General features: G+C 71.2%; 16 protein-coding genes. 8 read left to right on the top strand and 8 right to left on the bottom strand.

Annotated features, from left to right (window positions below; genetic code table 11):
• Positions 1–43: 43 nt before the first annotated feature.
• Together C4T78_RS22720 and pdhA are read right to left on the bottom strand one after the other, a co-directional pair.
• Positions 44–1,060 carry an alpha-ketoacid dehydrogenase subunit beta gene (locus C4T78_RS22720; protein ID WP_093350705.1) on the bottom strand — a complete coding sequence of 339 codons (1,017 nt, stop codon included), beginning with the start codon at positions 1,058–1,060 and terminating at the stop codon, positions 44–46.
• On the bottom strand, positions 1,060–2,277 hold the full coding sequence (pdhA, locus tag C4T78_RS22715; protein WP_093350708.1) for a pyruvate dehydrogenase (acetyl-transferring) E1 component subunit alpha: 1,218 nt from the start codon (positions 2,275–2,277) through the stop codon (positions 1,060–1,062). The genes C4T78_RS22720 and pdhA overlap by 1 nt, the downstream gene beginning before the upstream one ends.
• Positions 2,278–2,783: 506 nt before the next feature.
• Here pdhA and C4T78_RS22710 point away from each other — a divergent pair.
• The 5 genes from C4T78_RS22710 (at position 2,784) to C4T78_RS22690 (ending at position 7,351) form a co-directional block, all read left to right on the top strand.
• On the top strand, positions 2,784–3,443 hold the full coding sequence (locus tag C4T78_RS22710; RefSeq protein WP_177247526.1) for a GOLPH3/VPS74 family protein: 660 nt from the start codon (positions 2,784–2,786) through the stop codon (positions 3,441–3,443).
• Between the two features lie 58 nt (positions 3,444–3,501).
• Positions 3,502–4,149, top strand: a complete 648-nt coding sequence (locus C4T78_RS22705; RefSeq protein ID WP_093350713.1) for a GOLPH3/VPS74 family protein — start codon at positions 3,502–3,504, stop codon at positions 4,147–4,149.
• Positions 4,150–4,190: 41 nt separating this feature from the next.
• Positions 4,191–5,606: a M20/M25/M40 family metallo-hydrolase gene (locus tag C4T78_RS22700; protein WP_093350715.1), complete on the top strand. Its 1,416-nt coding sequence runs from the start codon at positions 4,191–4,193 to the stop codon at positions 5,604–5,606.
• Positions 5,607–5,891: 285 nt separating this feature from the next.
• Complete coding sequence (locus C4T78_RS22695; protein WP_235863437.1) at positions 5,892–6,707, top strand: ABC transporter ATP-binding protein; 816 nt, start codon at positions 5,892–5,894, stop codon at positions 6,705–6,707.
• On the top strand, positions 6,704–7,351 hold the full coding sequence (locus tag C4T78_RS22690) for a hypothetical protein (RefSeq protein WP_093350718.1): 648 nt from the start codon (positions 6,704–6,706) through the stop codon (positions 7,349–7,351). The genes C4T78_RS22695 and C4T78_RS22690 overlap by 4 nt, the downstream gene beginning before the upstream one ends.
• A gap of 7 nt (positions 7,352–7,358) precedes the next feature.
• On the opposite strand, the gene C4T78_RS22685 is transcribed toward C4T78_RS22690, so the two are convergent.
• The 4 genes from C4T78_RS22685 to C4T78_RS22670 all read right to left on the bottom strand — a co-directional run bounded on the left by C4T78_RS22685 (position 7,359) and on the right by C4T78_RS22670 (position 13,120).
• A complete protein-coding gene (locus tag C4T78_RS22685) occupies positions 7,359–7,550 on the bottom strand; it encodes a PspC domain-containing protein (RefSeq protein ID WP_177247527.1) in 192 nt (63 codons plus the stop codon).
• 34 nt (positions 7,551–7,584) lie between these two features.
• Positions 7,585–9,222, bottom strand: coding sequence for a glycosyltransferase family 87 protein (locus C4T78_RS22680; protein WP_374703895.1), 1,638 nt, complete (start codon positions 9,220–9,222; stop codon positions 7,585–7,587).
• Between the two features lie 72 nt (positions 9,223–9,294).
• Positions 9,295–12,471 (bottom strand): transglycosylase domain-containing protein, encoded by a 3,177-nt coding sequence (locus C4T78_RS37330; RefSeq protein ID WP_143185785.1) that lies wholly within the window; start codon positions 12,469–12,471, stop codon positions 9,295–9,297.
• Positions 12,472–12,715: 244 nt separating this feature from the next.
• Entirely contained in the window at positions 12,716–13,120 is a 405-nt protein-coding gene (locus C4T78_RS22670; RefSeq protein ID WP_218161557.1) for a DUF5318 domain-containing protein, read from the bottom strand.
• Positions 13,121–13,343: 223 nt separating this feature from the next.
• Between C4T78_RS22670 and C4T78_RS22665 the strand changes: the two genes are divergently transcribed.
• Complete coding sequence (locus C4T78_RS22665; protein WP_093350728.1) at positions 13,344–13,913, top strand: PadR family transcriptional regulator; 570 nt, start codon at positions 13,344–13,346, stop codon at positions 13,911–13,913.
• A gap of 20 nt (positions 13,914–13,933) precedes the next feature.
• Positions 13,934–15,031, top strand: a complete 1,098-nt coding sequence (locus C4T78_RS22660) for an inositol-3-phosphate synthase (protein ID WP_093350730.1) — start codon at positions 13,934–13,936, stop codon at positions 15,029–15,031.
• Between the two features lie 252 nt (positions 15,032–15,283).
• On the opposite strand, the gene C4T78_RS22655 is transcribed toward C4T78_RS22660, so the two are convergent.
• The gene (locus C4T78_RS22655) at positions 15,284–16,135 is read right to left on the bottom strand and encodes a sensor domain-containing diguanylate cyclase (RefSeq protein WP_093350733.1); all 852 of its coding nucleotides are present in this window, start codon (positions 16,133–16,135) and stop codon (positions 15,284–15,286) included.
• Positions 16,136–16,433: 298 nt separating this feature from the next.
• On the opposite strand from C4T78_RS22655, the gene C4T78_RS22650 reads away from it, so the two are divergent.
• A complete protein-coding gene (locus C4T78_RS22650; RefSeq protein ID WP_093350735.1) occupies positions 16,434–17,735 on the top strand; it encodes a glycosyltransferase 87 family protein in 1,302 nt (433 codons plus the stop codon).
• A gap of 156 nt (positions 17,736–17,891) precedes the next feature.
• Here C4T78_RS22650 and C4T78_RS22645 read toward each other — a convergent pair whose 3' ends face one another.
• Positions 17,892–19,223 carry a hypothetical protein gene (locus C4T78_RS22645; RefSeq protein WP_093350738.1) on the bottom strand — a complete coding sequence of 444 codons (1,332 nt, stop codon included), beginning with the start codon at positions 19,221–19,223 and terminating at the stop codon, positions 17,892–17,894.
• Between the last annotated feature and the right edge of the window lie 79 nt (positions 19,224–19,302).

Below are 19,302 nucleotides of genomic sequence, written 5' to 3'. Positions count from 1 at the left end.
CCGCTGCGGGACCACCTGCGCAAAGCGAGTCCCTCCGAAAGTCTCAGTACGCCAGCGAGCGGTCTACTGCATCCAGCACCCGGTCCAGGTCGGGCAAGTAGCCCTCCTCCAGCTTGCTCGGCGGGTACGGGGTGTCGAACCCGGTCACCCGGAGGACGGGTGCTTCCAGCGAGTAGAAGCACTCCTGCTGCACTCGGGCGGCGATCTCCGAGGTGATCGACGATTCCGCGGGAGCTTCGCTGGCCAGCACCAGCCGACCGGTGCGGCGCACCGACTCGAACACCGGCTCCAGGTCCAGCGGGGACAGCGTGCGCAGGTCGACGACCTCCAGCTCGGTGCCGTCCTCGGCGGCGGCGCTCGCCGCGTCCAGGCAGGTGCGCACCATCGGGCCGTAGGTGGCCACCGTGACCGCGGAACCCGGCCGCACCACCTGCGAGGCGAACAGCGGCGCGGGCGACGCGGTCGGGTCGAGCTCGGCCTTCTCGTAGTAGCGGCGCTTCGGCTCGAAGAACAGCACCGGGTCGTCGCACTCGATGGCCTGCTGCAGCATCCAGTAGGCGTCCACCGGGTTGGCGCAGGAGACCACCTTCAGCCCGCCGACGTGCGCGAACAGCGACTCCGGCGATTCCGAGTGGTGCTCGACGGCGCCGATGCCGCCGCCGAAGGGAACCCGCACCACGACCGGCACCTTGACCTTGCCCTGGCTGCGGTAGTGCAGCTTGGCCAGCTGGGAGACGATCTGGTCGAAGCCGGGGAAGATGAACCCGTCGAACTGGATCTCGCACACCGGGCGGAAGCCGCGGATGGCCAGGCCGACGGCGGTGCCGATGATCCCGGACTCGGCCAGCGGGGTGTCCAGCACGCGGTGCTCGCCGAAGTCCTTCTGCAGGCCGTCGGTGATCCGGAAGACGCCACCGAGCTTGCCCACGTCCTCGCCCATCACGAGCACCTTCGGGTCGCGCTCCAGCGCGGAGCGCAGGCCCATGTTCAGCGCCTTGGCGATGGTGACGGTCTGGGTGCCTGCCGTCGCGGTCGGGCGTTCCAATGCGGGCGCGGCCATCAGCGCACACCTCCTGCCATCGCTTCGTCGGCGAATCCGGCCAGGTACTGCAGGTAGGACTCGCGCTGGGCGGCCAGCTGTGGGGTCTCCTCGGCGTAGACCTCGGAGAACATCCGCTCCGGTGGTGGTTCGGGGATGTTGAAGCAGAAGTCGCGGAAGCGCGCGGCGAGCTCGTCGGCCTCGGCGTCGACGCCGTCGAAGAAGTCCTGCTCGACGCCCTGGTCGCGGACCAGGTGCACCCGCAGCCGCTCGATCGGGTCCTTGAGCTTCCACGCCTCGTGCTCGTCGGCGAGCCGGTAGCGGGTCGGGTCGTCGGAGGTGGTGTGCGCGTCCATGCGGTAGGTGAACGCCTCGATCAGCACCGGGCCGTTGCCGTGGCGGCACTCCTCCAGCGCCCACCGGCTGACCGCCAGGCTGGCGAGCACGTCGTTGCCGTCCACCCGGATGCCGGGGAAGCCGTAGCCGCTGGCGCGCTGGTACAGCGGGACGCGGGTCTGCCGCTCGACCGGCTCGGAGATGGCCCACTGGTTGTTCTGGCAGAAGAACACCACCGGGGCGTCGTAGACCGCCGACCACGCCATCGCCTCGTGCACGTCGCCCTGGCTGGTGGCGCCGTCGCCGAAGAAGACCATGGTGGCCTCGCCGCCCTGGTCGCCGACCTTGCCCTCGAAGCGCTGGCCCATCGCGTAACCGGTGGCGTTCAGGCACTGGTTGCCGATGACGATCGTGTAGAGGTGGAACCGCTTGTCGATCGGGTCCCAGCTGCCGTGGTCGGTGCCGCGGAAGATGCCCAGGATCTCGGTCGGGTCGATGCCGCGGCACCAGGCGACGCCGTGCTCGCGGTAGCTGGGGAAGGCCATGTCCTGCGGCTGCAGCGCGCGGCCGGCCCCGATCTGGGCGGCCTCCTGACCGAGCAGCGGGACCCAGATGCCCAGCTGGCCCTGCCGCTGCAGCGCGTTGCCCTCGCGGTCGGCGCGGCGGACCAGCACCATGTCCCGGTACAGGTCGCGCAGCTGCGCGGTGGAGATGTCCAGGTCGAAGTCCGGGTGCTCGACCCGCTGACCTTCTGGGGTGAGGAGCTGAACCAAGTCAGCTCCGCCTTCGCTCGTGGCGCGCAAACCGGCGATCACCTGCTCCCGTGTGGGTTTCGCTGCGATAGCGGCAGGGGGGCCGGTGGTGCCGTCGGTTTCCGGTCGCGTCCATTGCTCGGGGGACATGCGTGATCTCCTCGTCTCGCGCCGACCACGCCGCTTGTGGCGCCGTGGCCGACAGCCCTGGTCGTGACCGCCGACGACCTGGTGGGTCGCCTGGTTGCACGGCCTGGGCAGTTGGATCGCTCCCCGCCATCCTGGCACGAAACCGGCCCTCATCGTGAGCCCTGCCACAGGGGGCCGGGCCTGCCGCGGTGCGGCCTGCCTGCTCCCGCCGGATCACCGTAGTTCGCCGTCGATCAGGGCAAAATCGCAGGTCATCGAAGTAATGGAGGTCCGACTAACGCTTTCTGGACCATCGCAGTACCGATATTGCGCGAACCCTTCTCGTTCTTTGTCCGTTTTGTTACATTGAGCGCCACCTGCTCCCGTCGAGGAAGGGTCGGCGCCATGGGGGATTCCGAAGGGCAGCGGCGGAACTCGCCGACGACCAGCGACCTGAACGACCTCGCCCGCATCATCAGCAGCCTCGGCAGAGCGCTGACCCGGCAGGATTGCGACAAACTGGACAGGTGGGCGAGTACGCGAACCTGCTGACGCTGCCGGACGAGTTCGCGCTGCTGCTGCACAAGCCCAGCGGATCGCACGTCGCCGGCGCGAACTTGAACACCGGCACCGCGGCGGCCGAGATCGGTGAGCTGGTGCTGCGCGGCCGGATGGTGCCGCAGAGCACCGCGGTCCAGCTGCTCGACGCCGCATCCAGCGGCCATCCGTGGATGGACCAGCTGCTGACGCAGTTCCAGCAGGTCGCCGGGCGCGAGAACCACCCGGTCGAGTTGAGCTGGTGGCTCCAGCTGCGCTCCAACGCGTTCTTCGCGCACCGAGCGGTGCTGGTCGATCGCGGGGTGCTGCGGGTGGAGCGGCGCAAGTTCCTCGGCCTGCTGCCCGACGACCGCTACCACCCGGACCGCTCGATCCGGACCGCGCTGCTGGCGGAGCTGCACGGGATGGCGCGCGGCGAACTCCCGCCCGACGGACGCCTGGCGCTGCTGGGCGCGCTGGTGCACCGCAGCGGCCTTGAGCACGCGCTGGACTTCGACCGCGAGCAGCGCACCCGGCTGAAGGCGATCGCCGACCGCGAAGACCTCGGCGACGCCGTGCCCGCGCCGGTCGCGGCGATGCTGCGGGCCATGGCGACGATGCCCACCGCGATCGCCATGGCAGGCGGCTGACCCGGGGATTCGGGCAGATCGCGGCCGCGAGGCGGTGATCGCTGCCAGACTGTGGGCCATGACCTCGCTCACCCTGCCGGAAGAGTTCGTCCTCATGCTGCAGCGGGAGAACGGCTCCTACTACGCGGCGTCGGACCACGCGGGCGCGGCCGAACTCGGCGAGCTCGTGCTGCGGAACCGCGTTTCGTTCACCGGCAAGAAGGTCCAGGTGGACGATCCGAGCCCCACCGGCCTCGGCTGGGCCGACGAGTGCATCGCCTACCTGCAGCAGAAGGGCGGCCCGAAGGCCAAGCCGGTGGCGGCCACGAGCTTCATCCAGCACCGGCGCAAGGTGCGCAAGCAGCACTGCGCCGCCCTGGTCGAGCGAGGTCTGATGCGGCACGAGCAGCGCACGGCGCTGCTCATCCCCTACGACAAGTACTTCCCGGACCAGGCGACGCGCACCGCGCTGATCGACGAGCTGCGCTCGATCGCCCGCGCCGAGCGCGAGCTGGACAACCGGTCGGCGCTGCTCGCGGCCCTGGTGCACGCGACCGGCCTGGTCCGGCACTTCGGCTTCGAGCGCGCCGAGCGCAAGCGGCTGAAGGAGATCAGCAAGGGCGAGGAGCTCGGCAAGGCGGTCGCCGCGGTGATCGCGGCGGCGACCGCGGCGATCACCGCCAGCACCGTCGCGGCGAGCTCGGCCGCGATGGGCGGCGGGAGCTGAGCTCTCCCCACCAGTGCTGGTCGCGGGCATAGGATCGCGACGTGGATCGTATTGCCGTAGCGAAGACCGTTGATCGGGTGTGGGACGAATCCGTCCTGCCGAGCCTCTCGGAGCTGGTGGAGATCCCAGCAGTCTCCCCCGCCTTCGACGCCGGCTGGGTCGAGTCCGGGCACCTCGACGCCGCCGTCGAGCACGTGCGCCGGTGGATCGCCGAGCGCGGTGTCGAGGGCGCGACCGTCGAGGTGGTGCGGCTTCCCGAGCGCACCCCGCTGCTGCTGGTGGACGTCCCGGCCACCGAAGGCGCTGCCGAGGGCACCGTGCTGCTCTACGGGCACCTCGACAAGCAGCCGCCGATGGAGGGCTGGTCCGAGGGCCTGGGCCCGTGGACGCCGGTGGTCCGCGACGACCGGCTGTACGGGCGCGGCGCGGCCGACGACGGCTACGCCGGGTACGCGGCGATCACCGCGATCGAGGCGGTCCGCGCGCACGGCGGCGCGCACGCGCGCAGCGTGGTGCTGCTGGAGACCGGCGAGGAGTCCGGCAGCCCGGACCTGCCCGCCTACCTGGAGCACCTGTCCGAGCGGCTCGGCGACGTGTCGCTGGTGGTGTGCCTGGACTCCGGCGCGGGCGACTACGACCGGATGTGGCTGACCACGTCGCTGCGCGGCATGGTCTCGATCGAGGTCACCGTGCAGGTGCTGGAGAGCGGCCTGCACTCGGGCATCGCCAGCGGCATCGTGCCGAGCTCGTTCCGCGTGCTGCGGCAGCTGCTGGACCGGCTGGAGGACTCCGCCACCGGCGAGATCCTGGTGTCCGAGCTGAACGTGGAGATCCCGGAGAACCGGATCGCCGAGACGCGGTCGGCGATCGAGGCGGTGCCCGGTCTGGTGCGCAACTCGGTGCCGTGGCCGGAGGGCCTGCGGCCGGTCGCCGAGGACGAGGTCGAGCTGGCGCTGAACAACTCCTGGCGGCCGACGCTGTCCATCATCGGCGCCGGTGGCCTGCCCGAGCTGCCCGACGCGGGCAACGTGCTCCGGCCCTACACCACCGCGCTGCTGAGCTTCCGGCTGCCGCCGACCGCCGATCCGGAGGCCGCGCTGCGCGCGGTGCGGGAGAAGCTGACCACCGACGTGCCCTACGGCGCGAAGGTGATCATCGGGCACACCGAGGCCGGGCTGGGCTGGAACGCGCCCGACCTCGCGCCGTGGCTGTCGGACGCGCTGGACCAGGCCGGCAAGGAGATCTTCGGCGCGGAGTGGCTGACGATGGGCCTCGGCGGCTCGATCCCGTTCATGGGCCTGCTGCACGACGCCTACCCGGAGGCCCAGTTCGTGGTGACCGGTGCGCTCGGCCCGGACAGCAACGCGCACGTCCCGGACGAGTCGCTGAACTTCCCGTTCGCGGCGAAGATCACCTCGGCGATCGCCTACGTCCTGGACGCCCACGCCACCCGCTGAGCACTGGTCGATTTCCCGCGAAATCGACCGTCCGCTGGGCGGATGCGGTTCGGGCGGAAGATCCGGCCTGCTGGCCGGAAGCGGTCACCGAGCGGGTGGCCGCTCCCGGCCAGCTCGACCACCGCTGATCGCCGACGCGCACTTCGGCGCTCCCGCTGCGACACCAGCGCACCGGGCCTCGTCTCGTGATCCACGTCGTGCACAACCCGCCGTCGCCGTCCGCTTGTTCCCGTCGCAGCGGCGGCATCGTGCGGGCAGGTATACCTGTGGAGTCGGTTTCCACTGGTGGGCAGGGGGTTCTGGGTGGTGGTCCGGGAACTCGCCGGGGTGGTCAAGAACTTCGGGGCGCGACCGGTGCTGCGAGGCGTCGACCTCTCGGTGGCGGCCGGTGAGGTGATCGGGGTCCTGGGCACCAACGGTTCCGGCAAGTCGACGCTGCTGCGGATCCTCGCGGGCGTGTCCAAGCCGTCCGGCGGCACCGCTTCCGGAAAGCCGCGAACCGGGTACGTGCCCGACCGCTTTCCGGCGCGGCAGCGGATGAGCGCCCTCTCCTACCTCTGCCACCTCGGCCGGATCAGCGGCTTGTCCACCGCCGAAGCGCGGCGGCGGGCCGGTGGCTGGCTGGAGCGCTTCGCGCTGGCCGGCGGCCCGGACGCGCCGCTGCGCGATCTGTCGAAGGGCAACGCGCAGAAGGTCGGCCTGGTGCAGGCGCTGCTGCCGGAACCGGATCTGCTGGTGCTGGACGAACCGTGGTCCGGGCTGGACGCCGGAACCCGCGCGGTGCTGACCGAGGTCGTCGGCGAGTCCGCGGCGCGGGGCGCCGCCGTGGTGTTCACCGACCACCGCCCGGACCTCGTGCGCACCACGGCCACCCGCGCGCACCGGCTCCTCGACGGGCGGCTCCAGCCGCTCGGCGCGGAGGTGCCGACCTGCCGGATCCTGTTGCGCGGCGGGGCTGACGAGGAGTGGAACGGCGTGGTGGCGCGGCGCGGCGACGACGTGGAGCTGGAAGTCGCGGTGGCGGAACGGGAAGCTCTGCTGCTCGAAGCGATCCGGCGCGGCTGCGCGGTGATCTCGGTGGATTCGCGGGTGGGGCGATGATCGCGCTGATCCGCTACCGGCTCGCGGAATTGGGCCACTCGCAGCGCTACCTGCCGCCGGTGCTGCTCCACATAGGACTGCTGGCGGTCTTCTACAGCGACGGCGCCGGCCCGGCGCTGCCGGGTCATGCGGTGACCGCCGCCGCGCTGCTGGTGGTCTCGGGCTGGCTGACGATCGCGCTGGTCGACGTGGAGGACGTCGTGCAGCGCACCGTCACCCGCGCGCACGCCGGCTCGGTGCACCGGATGCTGTCCGGCACCGTGCTGACCGTGCTGTGCTGCGCGGGCGGGCTGGCGGTGCTGTCCACCGCGTGGTCGCACGTCGCGTCCGGATTCGCCCACCCGGCAGCGGATCTCGCCGTCGGCCTGCTCGGGCACCTGGTGTGCGCGGCGTTCGGCATCGCGGTCGCGCTGCCGTGCTCGGGCCTGGTCGTCCGGCGGACCGGTTACTCGGTGATCGCCGCGGCGGCGCTGCTGACGATCACGCTGCTGGCCGAGTGGCTGCCGCTGGCCCACCCGCTGCTGCTCGCGCTGAGCTCGTCGTCCGCACCGCCGCAGCTGCTCGTGCAGTCGACGCTCACCGCCGCAGGCGCGCTGATCGTCAGCACCGTGCTGGTCGCCGCGCGGGTCACCCGCCGCACCTGAGAGCCGGTCAGCGCTTCGGGATGAGCACCCAGAGGACGAGGTAGACCAGGAACTGCGGGCCGGGCAGCAGGCAGGACACCAGGAACAGGATCCGGACCGTGGACGGCTTCATGCCGAAGCGCTGGGCGAGCCCGGCGCACACACCGGCGATCATCGCGCTGTCCTTCGGGCGGGCCAGGGGCATTCGGTAGCTCGTCATGCTTCCAGCATCCGCGCCGGGCGGCGGCCGCACGTCAGGGGCGAACCCCTAGTTCCCCCTGAACACCCGTGGTCCTGCCGAAGGAGCGCGGCGCGGGCAGGACGAAGCGGTCGTGGGCGCCGTCGAGGAAGCCGCCGCACGGGTCGTCCAGCGCGTCCGGCACGCGGCCCGGTCGCACCGAGAGGGTCGTCCGGACCTTGTCGCGCGCCGGGTTCAGGATCTCCCGGACGATCAGCACGCACAGGGCCACCACCATGACGTCCCGGACCACGACCGCGCCCAGGAACCAGCCCTCGGGCAGGCCCTTGTTGGCCGTGCCCAGGTAGTAGTACATCCGCGGCGCCCACACCGCCGCGTCGACGAGCATCCAGGCCAGCAGCAGCCGCCAGCGCGGGATCGCCAGCACCGCCAGCGGCACCAGCCACAGCGAGTACTGCGGGCTCCACACCTTGTTGGTCAGCAGGAACGCCGCCACCACCAGGAAGCACAGCTGCGCCAGCCGCGGCCGGGTCGGCGCCGCCAGCGCCAGCCACCCGATCGCCGCGCAGGCCAGCAGGAACAGCGCGAGGCTCACCGAGTTCAGCACCGTCGGCGTCGCGCCCGGCGACAGCTCGCCGTCGAAACCGGCCCACCCGGTGAAGTGCATCAGCACGTTGTACAGCGAGTCCGGATCGGCCGCGCGCTCGTTGTTCAGCCGGAAGAACTCGCCCCAGCCGGCCGGGTAGAGCACCAGGACCGGCACGTTCACCGCCAGCCAGGCCAGCGCCGCGGCCAGCACCGCGCGCACCGCCTCCGGCACCTTGCCCGCCCGCCAGGCCAGCACCAGCAGCGGGCCGAGGAAGAACAGCGGGTAGAGCTTGGCCGCCCCGCCGAGACCGATCAGCACCCCGGCCAGTACCGGCCGGCGCCGCGCCCAGGCGAGCAGCCCGGCGGTGCCCAGCGCGGTGGCCAGCGCGTCGAAGTTGGTGAAGGCGTGCACCAGGACCAGCGGGGAGAGCGCGGCTATCGCGACGTCCCAGACCCGCCTGCGGCACAGCCCGACCAGCGCCCAGATGGTCACCAGCCAGGCCGCGGCCAGCCAGAAGGCGGTGAGGTTGAAGTACAGCACGCTGGTCAGGCCGCCGGGCAGGAAGCCGAGACCGGCCAGCGTCGCCCACCCGTCGGCGGCCCGCGCGTTGATCCACTGGAACACCCCGGTCAGCACCGGGTACTCCATGTACCGGACCTTCTCCTGCGGCGTGCCCGCGTTCTCCAGCCACGGCGTCTTGTACGGGAACGCGTCGTCGCGGGCCAGGTCGCCCATGCCGTAGCGCGGGATGATGTCGGTGTAGCACATGGCGGTGTACTGCTTGTTGTTCCGCCAGTCCAGCTGCGGTCCGCTGCCGGTGTCGTAGGTGAGCTGGCAGGGCGCCTTGAACAGCCACGCCGCGGCCAGCACCAGCACCGCGAACAGCAGGATCACCCGCAACGGCGTCCAGAACCACTGCCTGCCGACCTGCGCGTGCCTGCCCAGCCTGCCGCCGAACGGGCGGCTGATCTGCTGCGCCAGCGGCTCCGACCAGGTCGGCGCGACGCGGTCCTCGGGCCCGAGCGAGTCGCTGTCCACCGCCGAATCCGGACGCCGGTGGGGCGTCGGCGGTTCACTGCTGGCGGGCTCGGTCGTGGGGGACACGCCCGGATGCTACTTGGCGCGAACAACGCACGAGGGGCACCCGCCGCAGCGGATGCCCCTCGTGGTCGATCGTCAGCCGTAGTACCTCGGTCGGTCCGTCGGAGCGACGTTGTTGGGTCCGCCGCCCCCGTCACCGTCGCCGTCTCCGTCGCCGTTGTCCTGTCCCGGCGGGCACGGCGGGTTGAAGAGGCCACCGCAGTCGCGGCTCGGCCGACCGGCGCTGGAGGTCGGGTCCTCCGACTCGTCCGGGTCCCGGGAGTTGCTCGGGTCCATCGACTCGCTCGGGGGCATCGACTCGCTCGGCGCCTCGCTCGTCGGCGGGGGCGGCGGCGGGGTGTCCTCGAACTGCCCGATCTTGCCCGGCGCCGGCAGCTTCTCCACCTTCTTGCCCTGCAGGTAGGAGTTCATGAACTTCTGCCACACCTGCGACGGGTACTTGCTGCCGTAGAAGGTCTTGCCGCTGGAGTCCTTCAGCGGCTTCGGCCCGCCGTCGTCGTTGAGCATCGCCACCGCGGTGGAGATCTGCGGGGTCGCGCCGATCATCCAGGCGTTGCGGTTCAGATCGGTGGCACCCCACTGGTGGGTACCGGTCTTGGCCGCCACCGGACGGTTGTTGTTCAGCGGCACCTTGGCGTTCGAGGCCACGTTCTTCATCGACTCGGCGACGTCGGCGGCGATGTCCGAGCTCTCCTCGGCATCGGTGCTGTACGCCGGCTTCGGCTTCTCGATCTCCAGGTTGTAAGCGCCGCTCTCGGAGCTGATCGCCTCGGACACGAAGTGCGTCTCGACCCGCTGACCGCCGTTGACGAAGGTTCCGTACGCCGCCGCCATGTCGGCCGGGTACACCGGGTACATGCCCAGCGCGATACCGGCCTCGACGACGCCGTTCTCGATGTTCGCCAGCTTGGTCGACTCTCCGATGCCCGCCGCGTGCGCGGCATCGGCGACCTTGGGGGTGCCGATCTTGTTGGCCAGGTGGACGAACACGGTGTTGACCGACTTGGTCATCGCCTCGCGGATCCCGCAGTGCGTCGGGACGTCGCACGCGACGCCTTCGGAGTTCCGGAACGGGGTGCCCGCGATCACCTGGTTGTCGCTGCCGTCGTAGTACTCGCCGATGCCGATGCCCTGCTGCAGCCCCGCCGCCACCACGAGCGGCTTGAACGAGGAGCCCGGTTCCTGCCTGGTGCTTGCCCAGTCCAGGTCGCCCTTGTTCAGCTTCGAGCCGTAGTAGGCCAGCACTCCGCCGGTCTCCGGATCGACCGCGACCAGCGAGGTCCGCAGCGTCGGCGGCTGGCTGGCCATCACCGAGCGGACGGCCTCCTCGGCCTTGTTCTGCGCGTCCGGGTCGATGGTCGTCTTGATGGTGAAGCCGCCGCGGTACAGGACGCTCTGCTCCAGGCCCTTGGACTCCAGCTCCTTCTGGATCGCCTGCCAGATCGCGTCCTGCTCCGGGGTGAGCCGGTTGTCGGTCTGCCAGTCCGTCCGCGGCTGGGTCTCCGGCATCTGCAGCGTGTCCGCCTGGCCGGGCTGGAGGTAGTTGTTCTCCTCCATCTGCCCGATGACGTACTTCCAGCGGGTCGTCGCCTGCTCCAGGTCAACGCGCGGGTCGTTGTCCCGCGGGCGCTGGACCACGCCCGCCAGGACCGCCGCTTCCGCTTCGTTGATCTCGCTCGGCTTCTTGTTGAAGTAGGCCTTCGCCGCAGCGGTGATCCCGTTCGCACCGCGGCCGTAGTACGCGGTGTTCAGGTACGCCAGCAGGATCTCGTCCTTGGAGCGCTGGTTGGTCATCTTGTACGCGAGGACGACCTCCTTGACCTTGCGCACATAACCCGGGTCCTTCTTGTTCAGCTCCAGGTCCAGCTTGATGAACTGCTGCGTGATGGTGGAACCACCACCGACACCGGACCCGGTGAGCAGGAAGTACACCGACCGCGCGATGCCCTTGAAGTCGAAGCCGGGGTTGTCGTAGAAGGAGGCGTCCTCGGCCGAGATGGTGGCGTTGCGCAGCGGCTCCGACACCTCGTTGAGGCTGTGCACGATCTCCCGCGACTTGGGCGGCTCGACGCGGGCCATCACCTCGTCGTTGGCGTAGCGCAGCTCGATCGGCCGGTTCATGCCCATCACCTGCGCCTCGTCCGGCGCGGCCCAGGCCATGTAGCCGTAGAGGAACACCACGACGGGCGCCAGCACGGCCATCGCGGCACCGACGTAGCAGGTCCGCCGGACCCGCCGCCAGAGCACGCTGCGCTTGCTCCGACGGGCGCTCATCTCGTCGTCCGGGTCGTCGTCGGCCGGGCCGAAGTCGTCGAAACGGTCGTCGCCATCGCGATCATCCCCGTTGCGGGCGTCGCCACGTCCGTCGTCGTAGCCGCGCCCGTCGTCGTAGTTGTCGTACGGGTCGTCGTCGAGCTGGTCGTCGGCGTAGTAGTTGTAGCTGCCCTGCTCCTGGTGCGTGAGCAGCTGCGGCTCGCGGGGGTTACCCGCGCCGTTCGCCGCTCCACCGGCCGCACCTGCGGCGCCAGCGGCACCACCGGCCGCTGCGCCAGCGGCACCACCGGCCGCTGCGCCAGCGGCACCGGCAGCACCAGCTGCTCCGGATCCGGCGGCCATGCCGGCGGCAGCCGCACCTGCGGCCGCAGCGCCCGCGGCGGCTGCGCCACCAGCGCGACGGCGGTCGTCGTCACGCCCCGGCTGGGGGATGTTCTGAGTCGGCTGCTCCGCGCTCGGCGGCTGCGGCGGCCGACCGGGCGGCGGGCCCTGGCGGGTCTGCTGCGCGCCCGGAGGCGGTGGCGGCGGGCCCTGACGGCCACCCGGAGGCGGCGGTGGCGGGCCCTCCCGGCCAGGTCCGGGCGGTGCGCCGTCGCGGCCGCCGTTGGGCGGCGGAGGCGGCACCGGGGTGTACGCGGTCGGCACGTCGAGCTTGCCGCGCCCGTTGTCCCCCGAATCGCCGGAATCACCGCTCAGCCGCTTGGACAGCGCGGAGTCGTCATCGTCGTCATCGTCGAACGACGGCGTCCACGCGCCGGTGCGCTCCTGCGCCGACTCGCCCTCGGGCCACTTCGCGTCCGGGCCGGAGGGCACCGCGGGCTGCTGCTGGGTCTCCTGCGCGTCCGGGTTGCCGTTCGGCCACTGCTGGTTCGGCGGCCCCGGTCGCGGAGGCGGAGGCGGCGGGCCCTGCCTCGGCCCCGGCCGCGGTTCTTCGCTCGGCCACGCCGGTCCGCCCGGCCCCGGCGGCGGTCCGGTCATCGGGCGCTGCGGGGGCCGCGCCTGGTCGCCGGGATGCGGCGGACCGGGGCGCTGAGGCGGCGGGGGTGGCGTGCCACGACCATCGGGCTGGGATTGCCTTGAGTGGCGGCCTCGGGGGTGGTCGTCACGCTCGTCGTTCACGAGTGGGCCTCCAGGACAGGCGTCGGGCGACGCCATGTGATGCGTTCACGTCGGGGTTGCGCCGCACCGGGGCGCGCGGTCGTGAGTCGGGGCACGACCGGATTCACTCCGCAGCAGTCTTGCGCCGGGAACGCCGCTCGTTCAAGCCGCCAGTTCCCAGGACGTACGACTGCACCAGGTGGTTCCAATTACATGTGCGGCATACCTCTACGACGTAGACGTTGAACTCCTCGAACACGGCGGCCATCCGGTCCAGCTCCTCGGGCGCTCGCGCCGTACCGGACGCGTGCTTGAGGGCATCGCCGAAGACCCACGAGACCAGGGTCAACGGCTCCTTCCGACACACCGGGCAGGTCACCCCGCTCGGCTCACCGTGGAACTTCGCCGCCCGCAGCAGGTACGGATCGGCGTCGCAGACCTCCATCACCCCGACGCGGCCAGCGTGGACCTGCGCGAGCAGCGCCCTGCGCTGCAACGCGTAGTCGACCACTTGCCGTTGGGTCCGCACGACCACAGGGTACGTGGCGGTGACGACTACTCCATGCGCCGTTCAGGGCAGGCGTGCCCACCGACCGCCACGTGCAGTGACGACGGCCACCTCAGCGCCGCTCGATCGTGGTCCCCGATATATCGCCGCGATATAATCCGCCAGGTGGTCTAGCGGGTGGTGCGCGGCAGCGCGAGCCGGTTCCGCACGAGGCCACCGGTGATCCTGTCCGAGGAGGGTGCGGATGCTCGAACTCGCCGTGCTCGGTCTCCTGCACGAGGCCCCGATGCACGGCTACGAGCTGCGGAAGCGGTTGCACGACGCACCGGGTGCCTTCCGCGCGCTGTCCTGCGGAACTTTGTACCCGACGTTGCGCAGGCTGCAGCGCGCCGGATTGATCGAGGAACAGCCCGAGACCCCCGACGCGCGCGGCTGGGGTCGGCGGGCGCGTCGCGTGTACCGGGTGACCACGGCGGGCGAGTACCGCTTCGCCGAGCTGGTCGGGGACTGCGGACCGCAGGCGTGCGACGACAACGCGTTCGGCGTGCACGTGGTGTTCTTCTCCCGCACCCCGGCCGAGGCCCGGTTGCGGATCCTGGAGGGCAGGCGGCGGCGCGTCGAAGAACGCCGGGAAGGCCTGCGCAACGCGCTGGCCGACCGCGACCGGTTCGACCGCTACACCCGGGAGCTGCACCGCCTCCGGCTCGACCACAGCGAACGGGAGATTCGCTGGCTCGACGAGATCATCGAACACGAACGCGCCGAGCAGGCAGCTGCGGCGCGCGAGCAAGAACTGCAAGGACACGACAGATGACCAAGAAGGAGGGCCCTGCCATGGGCGGAGATCGGCCCGGTCGTACGGTGCGAGTGGCGATCGTCGGCGTCGGGAACTGCGCGGCATCGCTGGTGCAGGGCGTCCACTACTACGCCGATGCCGACCCGAGCACCAGGGTGCCCGGCCTGATGCACGTCGAGTTCGGCGAGTACCACGTGCGGGACGTGAATTTCGTGGCGGCCTTCGACGTGGACGCGAAGAAGGTCGGCCGGGACCTCTCCGAGGCCATCGTCGCCAGCGAGAACAACACGATCAAGATCGCCGACGTGCCGCCGCTGGGCGTCACCGTGCAGCGCGGGCACACCCTCGACGGCCTGGGCCGGTTCTACCGGGAGACCATCGAGGAGTCCGACGAGCAGCCGGTGGACGTCGTGCAGGCGCTCAAGGACGCCGAGGTCGACGTGCTGGTGTCCTACCTGCCGGTGGGCTCCGAGGAGGCCGACAAGTACTACGCGCAGTGCGCGATCGACGCCGGGGTGGCGTTCGTCAACGCGCTGCCGGTGTTCATCGCCTCCGACCCGGAGTGGGCGCAGAAGTTCACCGACGCCGGCGTGCCGATCGTCGGTGACGACATCAAGTCGCAGGTCGGGGCGACCATCACGCACCGCGTGCTGGCCAAGCTGTTCGAGGACCGCGGCGTCCACCTGGACCGCACGATGCAGCTCAACGTCGGCGGCAACATGGACTTCCTGAACATGAAGGAACTGGAGCGCCTGGAGTCGAAGAAGGTCTCCAAGACGCAGTCGGTCACCTCGCAGGTGGACCGCGACCTGGGCAAGCGCAACGTGCACATCGGTCCGTCGGACTACGTGCCGTGGCTGGACGACCGCAAGTGGGCCTACATCCGGCTGGAGGGCCGCGCCTTCGGCGACGTCCCGCTGAACCTGGAGTACAAGCTGGAGGTGTGGGACTCGCCGAACTCGGCGGGCATCATCATCGACGCGATCCGCGCGGCCAAGATCGCCAAGGACCGCGGCATCGGCGGCCCGATCCTCTCGGCCTCCTCCTACTTCATGAAGTCCCCGCCGGAGCAGTACGCCGACTCCGCCGCCTACCAGGCGGTCGAGGACTTCATCGCCGGGAACGTGGAGCGCTGAGCGCACCGCACCGACGACAGGGGCACCCGCGCGGCGCGGGTGCCCCTTTTTCCGCTCGGGGTCTCCAGGCCCACGCGGTACCTCCCGCCCATGGGAGTTCCGGCAGCTGCTGCGCGGCGCACAGCCCGCCCTCGCAGCCCGCACCGCCGCGGGTTCCCAGCGTTCGCCTGGCGAGGACAGCCCGTGCGCCGTGTCGGTCAAGCATCAGCAGTCCACGAGGGCGCTGGGGTTCCGCCACGCGAACCGGAGCACTCAGTGCTGCAGCTGTTGCTCGGCCCTGGCCAGGACCGAGTGGACCGGGGCTTGCCCGTCGGTGGTCACCCAGGAGACGCGGAGGCCGGGCCGGACCTGCTTGCGGCCGATCCGCAGCGGCCAGCCGGCCACCTCGCGGGCCTGCTCGGCGATCGTCTCGCCGGTGCCGCTCGGGTGCTCGGCGACCACCGCGAACTCGTCGCCGCCGTAGCGGGCCACGGTGTGCTCGTCGCTGAGCCCTTCCCGGAGCCGGTCGGCCAGCGTGGTCAGCAGGTCGTCGCCGCGGTCGAAGCCGTGCTCGGCGTTGAAGGCCGCCAGCTGCTGCACGTCGATCAGCACCAGCGTGGACAGCGTGCCGCGGCTGCGCGCCCGCACCAGCGACTGCTCCAGGCGGTCCAGCAGCAGCACGCGACCGGGCAGCCCGGTCAGCGGATCCAGCAGCCCCCGGCTGTGCGGAACGTCGGTGTGCACCGGCTGCAGCAGGATCAGCACGCGGCGGCGGCCCTGCACCTGCACCGCGTGGTAGTCCGCCCAGATCCGGCTCAGCGGCTGGCCGCTGCGGGCGATCACCATCGGGATGGACAGCGGGCTGCCCGCGCGCAGCACCTGACCGGCCAGCTCCGCCCAGTCCGGCATCGCCGCGCCGGTGTCGTCGCGCAGGCGCCAGCCCGCGGGCCGGACGCCGGTGAGCAGATCGGACTTGGCCAACTGCATGAGTTCGGCGGCGACGTCGTTGGTGGCCAGCACCTGCCCGCGCTCATCGGTCAGCAGCACGCCGACGTTGAGCCCGCTGATGTAGTCGTCCCACACCGACGCCAACTGAGCTGATGCGGCTACCTCGACGACACTCATTCGGCCCCCTCCTCCCCACCAAACGGAGCAGTCCGTCTGAGCCTCCCCTGCCAGCAAGCCCCTTTTCAAGAGCACGGCGACCACCCGTAATGGTGGTATTCACGCTGGGCAGATAACGCTCAGTGAGACATTGGCGATGCATCCCCCGACGGTTCACCTCGCCGATCGGAACTTGATGATTCGAGCAGGTGAAACATGCGACGTGGTGCCGGTCCGAAACCGGCCCCGCATCGCGCCCCGCGGACACCCGGATCTCTACGCTTGTCGGGGCGAGGAGCTCAGGCTAGGAGGACCCCGAATGCCCGTGACCGGTAGCGCGCGAGCACGGCTGGCCGACCGGTTGCGCGAGCACCGGTCGCTGCTGGCGGTCATCGCGGTCGCCGAGCTGATCGCGGTGATGGTCGTGTCGACCGTCAACACCCACGACCACATCGACGGCGAGGTCTACCGGCTGGGCGCGAAGGCGCTGCTGGGCGGCCGGGACCTCTACAACGACCTGCCCGCGACCGAGTCCGGCCTGGAGCTGCCGTTCATCTACCCGCCGTTCGCGGCGATCGTGTTCGCCCCGCTGGGGCTGATCCCCAAGGCCGCGTCCACCGCGGTGATCATGCTGGTCAGCCACCTCGCGCTGCTGACGACGCTGTACGTGGTGCTCCGGGCGGCGCCCTTCCTGCAGGAGCACCGGGAACGGGTGCTGCTGGTGACGGCGGCGGTGCTGCCGCTGGCCACGATCAGCGAACCGGTGCTGGAGACCATCACCTACGCGCAGATCAACATCGTGCTGATGGCGCTGGTCGCGGTGGACTGCCTGTGGCGGGTGGACGGGGCGAAGAAGCTGCCCTACCCGCGCGGGCTGCTGATCGGGCTGGCCGCCGGGATCAAGCTCACGCCGCTGGTGTTCCTGCTGCTGCCGCTGCTGCGCCGGGACGTGCGGACGATCGCCGTCGCGCTGCTGACCTTCCTCGGCACCGCGCTGCTGGGCTTCGCGCTGACCTTCGACAACGCGCGCCGCTTCTGGCTGCAGGAGATGTTCGCCAGCAGCAACGTGTCCTTCGGGCCGAAGTTCACCGGTGACGCCTCGATCTACGCGGGCAACCAGTCGCTGCGGTCGCTGCTGACCAAGGTGGGCGTGCCGCACCTGACGCTGGTCTTCGCCGTGCTGGCGGTGCTCGCCCTGGTGCTGGTGGTGCTCGGGATGCGGCACGCGATCCAGCGGCGGGACCTGCCGACCGCGGTGGTGCTCAACGGCGTGTTCGGGCTGCTGGTGTCGCCGATCTCCTGGTCGCACCACTGGGTCTGGGCGATCCCGGGGCTGATGCTGCTGCTCGGCGCCGCCTGGACGCAGCGGAACTGGGCGCTGCTGCTGGCGACCGCGATGGTCACCGGGTTCTTCATGATGGGTCCGCACTGGAAGGTGCCGCAGGGCAAGGGCCTGGAGCTGACCTGGAACCTCCCGCAGAACCTGATCGGCAACGCCTACGTCTACTTCGGGCTGGCCTTCCTGCTCTACAACGCGGTCCTGTGGTGGCGCGCCCGCCGAACCGCGCCGGTCGCGACCGTCCCGACCCACGAGCCCCCGCTCCCGGCCCCAGCCCGCTGATACCTGGCCGCGGACGGCGCTGGTAGATGCCCGTGAGCGCATCGGGGTGTCGTTGCCCCGCAAAGCACTCACGGCCCACCACCGAACGATCCCCACCGCCAACGCAGAACCGGGGCGGGAGCTCGTGCGCTCCCGCCCCGGTTCTCGTCCGGTGGATCAGATCCGGCTGAAGATGATCGTGTCCGCGTTCTCGAAGCCGCGCGGCGTGCCCTGCTGGGTCAGGCCGGGCAGCGGCAGGGTCTGGTCCTGCACCGCGGTGATGTCCGGGACGCCGCCGCCGAGCACCGGCAGGGACATGCCGCCGGCGCGCGGGGCCGGGGCCGGGCGCAGCGGGCTCTCGGTGATCAGCTTGTGCTCCGGCGTCGCGGCGCGCAGCTCGTCGACCACCTCGACCGCGACGGCCGACTCCAGCGGCGCGGCGGTGAAGTTCACGGTGCGCGGCGCGGGCGCGTCCAAGGCGGAGGTGATCCGGCTGACGGTGGGCACCGAGGTCTGCCCGCCGCCGAGCGCGTTGAGCTCGCCCAGCACCGGCAGCGGAGCCTGGACGCCGGGGGATTCGCTGCGCTGCGTCGTGCCCGGCGTGCGGCTCAGCTCGACCAGCGAGAGGCCGGTGAGGTCCGGGATCTCGGCGGCCTTGGCCTGCAGCTCGCCCGGCACCTCCAGCGGCACGAAGTCGTTGCGCGGGGTCGGCTGGGCGGCCACCGCGGACAGCGCGCCCGCCAGCACCTCGCCCGGGACGGTGTGCAGCTGGTTGCGCAGGCCCGGCAGCTCGGCGGAGGTGAGGTCGACGCGGTCCGGGGTGACCAGGCCGCCCTGCGGCGCGGCGAGCACGCCCTCCCACAGCTCGACGATGCCGTCCGCCTGGCCGAAGCCGTCGAAGTAGACCAGGTCGTCGTGCGGGGTCAGCAGATCTGCAGGGACATCCAGGAGCGCACCCGGGCGAAACGCCCCCGCATCGAGGGCAGCCGCACCTCCTCGGATCACCTCGCCGATGGGCCCGGCCCAGCTCAGCGAGCGGTGGAAGCCCTCGGCCGGGGTGACCGGCCGGTCGCCGTCGAAGGGCGGCAGGCCCGCCAGCTCCAGCGGGCGCGCGTCCGCCGGGTCGGCGATCCAGCCCGCCAGGTGCAGCGGGGCCACCGGCGCTCCGGTGTGCCAGTCGCGCAGCGCGGGCATCTCCCGGGTCATGTCGTTCTCGACCGCGGGCAGCAGGTCCCGCACCGGGTCGATGGTGCCTGCCAGCGCGGTCACCTGGTGCGCGGCGCGCGACTCCACGAGCGGCGCGTTCAGCTGCGCGTTCTCCGGGAACAGGTCACCGGACAGGCAGCGCCCGCCGGTGCCGAGCTGGTCGAGCGCGTTCGCCGACTCGCCCAGCGGCGAGTTCGGGCGCTCGGGGCAGGCCTGCTCGGCGGATGCGACGCCGCTGCCGACGGCCAGCATCCCACCGGTGACCAGCGCGGCCTGCACGCCGCGCTTCGCCCAAGTCTGCATGGATCGCTCCTTAACGAGGTTTCCCCTGCGGGGAGATTTCGAGCGCCGCACCGCCGGCCGGGTGCGTGCGGCGCGGCAG

It is taken from the genome of Saccharopolyspora kobensis (assembly GCF_900108315.1).
Classification (GTDB): domain Bacteria; phylum Actinomycetota; class Actinomycetes; order Mycobacteriales; family Pseudonocardiaceae; genus Saccharopolyspora; species Saccharopolyspora kobensis.
This window is presented reverse-complemented; position numbering and strand designations above follow the sequence as displayed.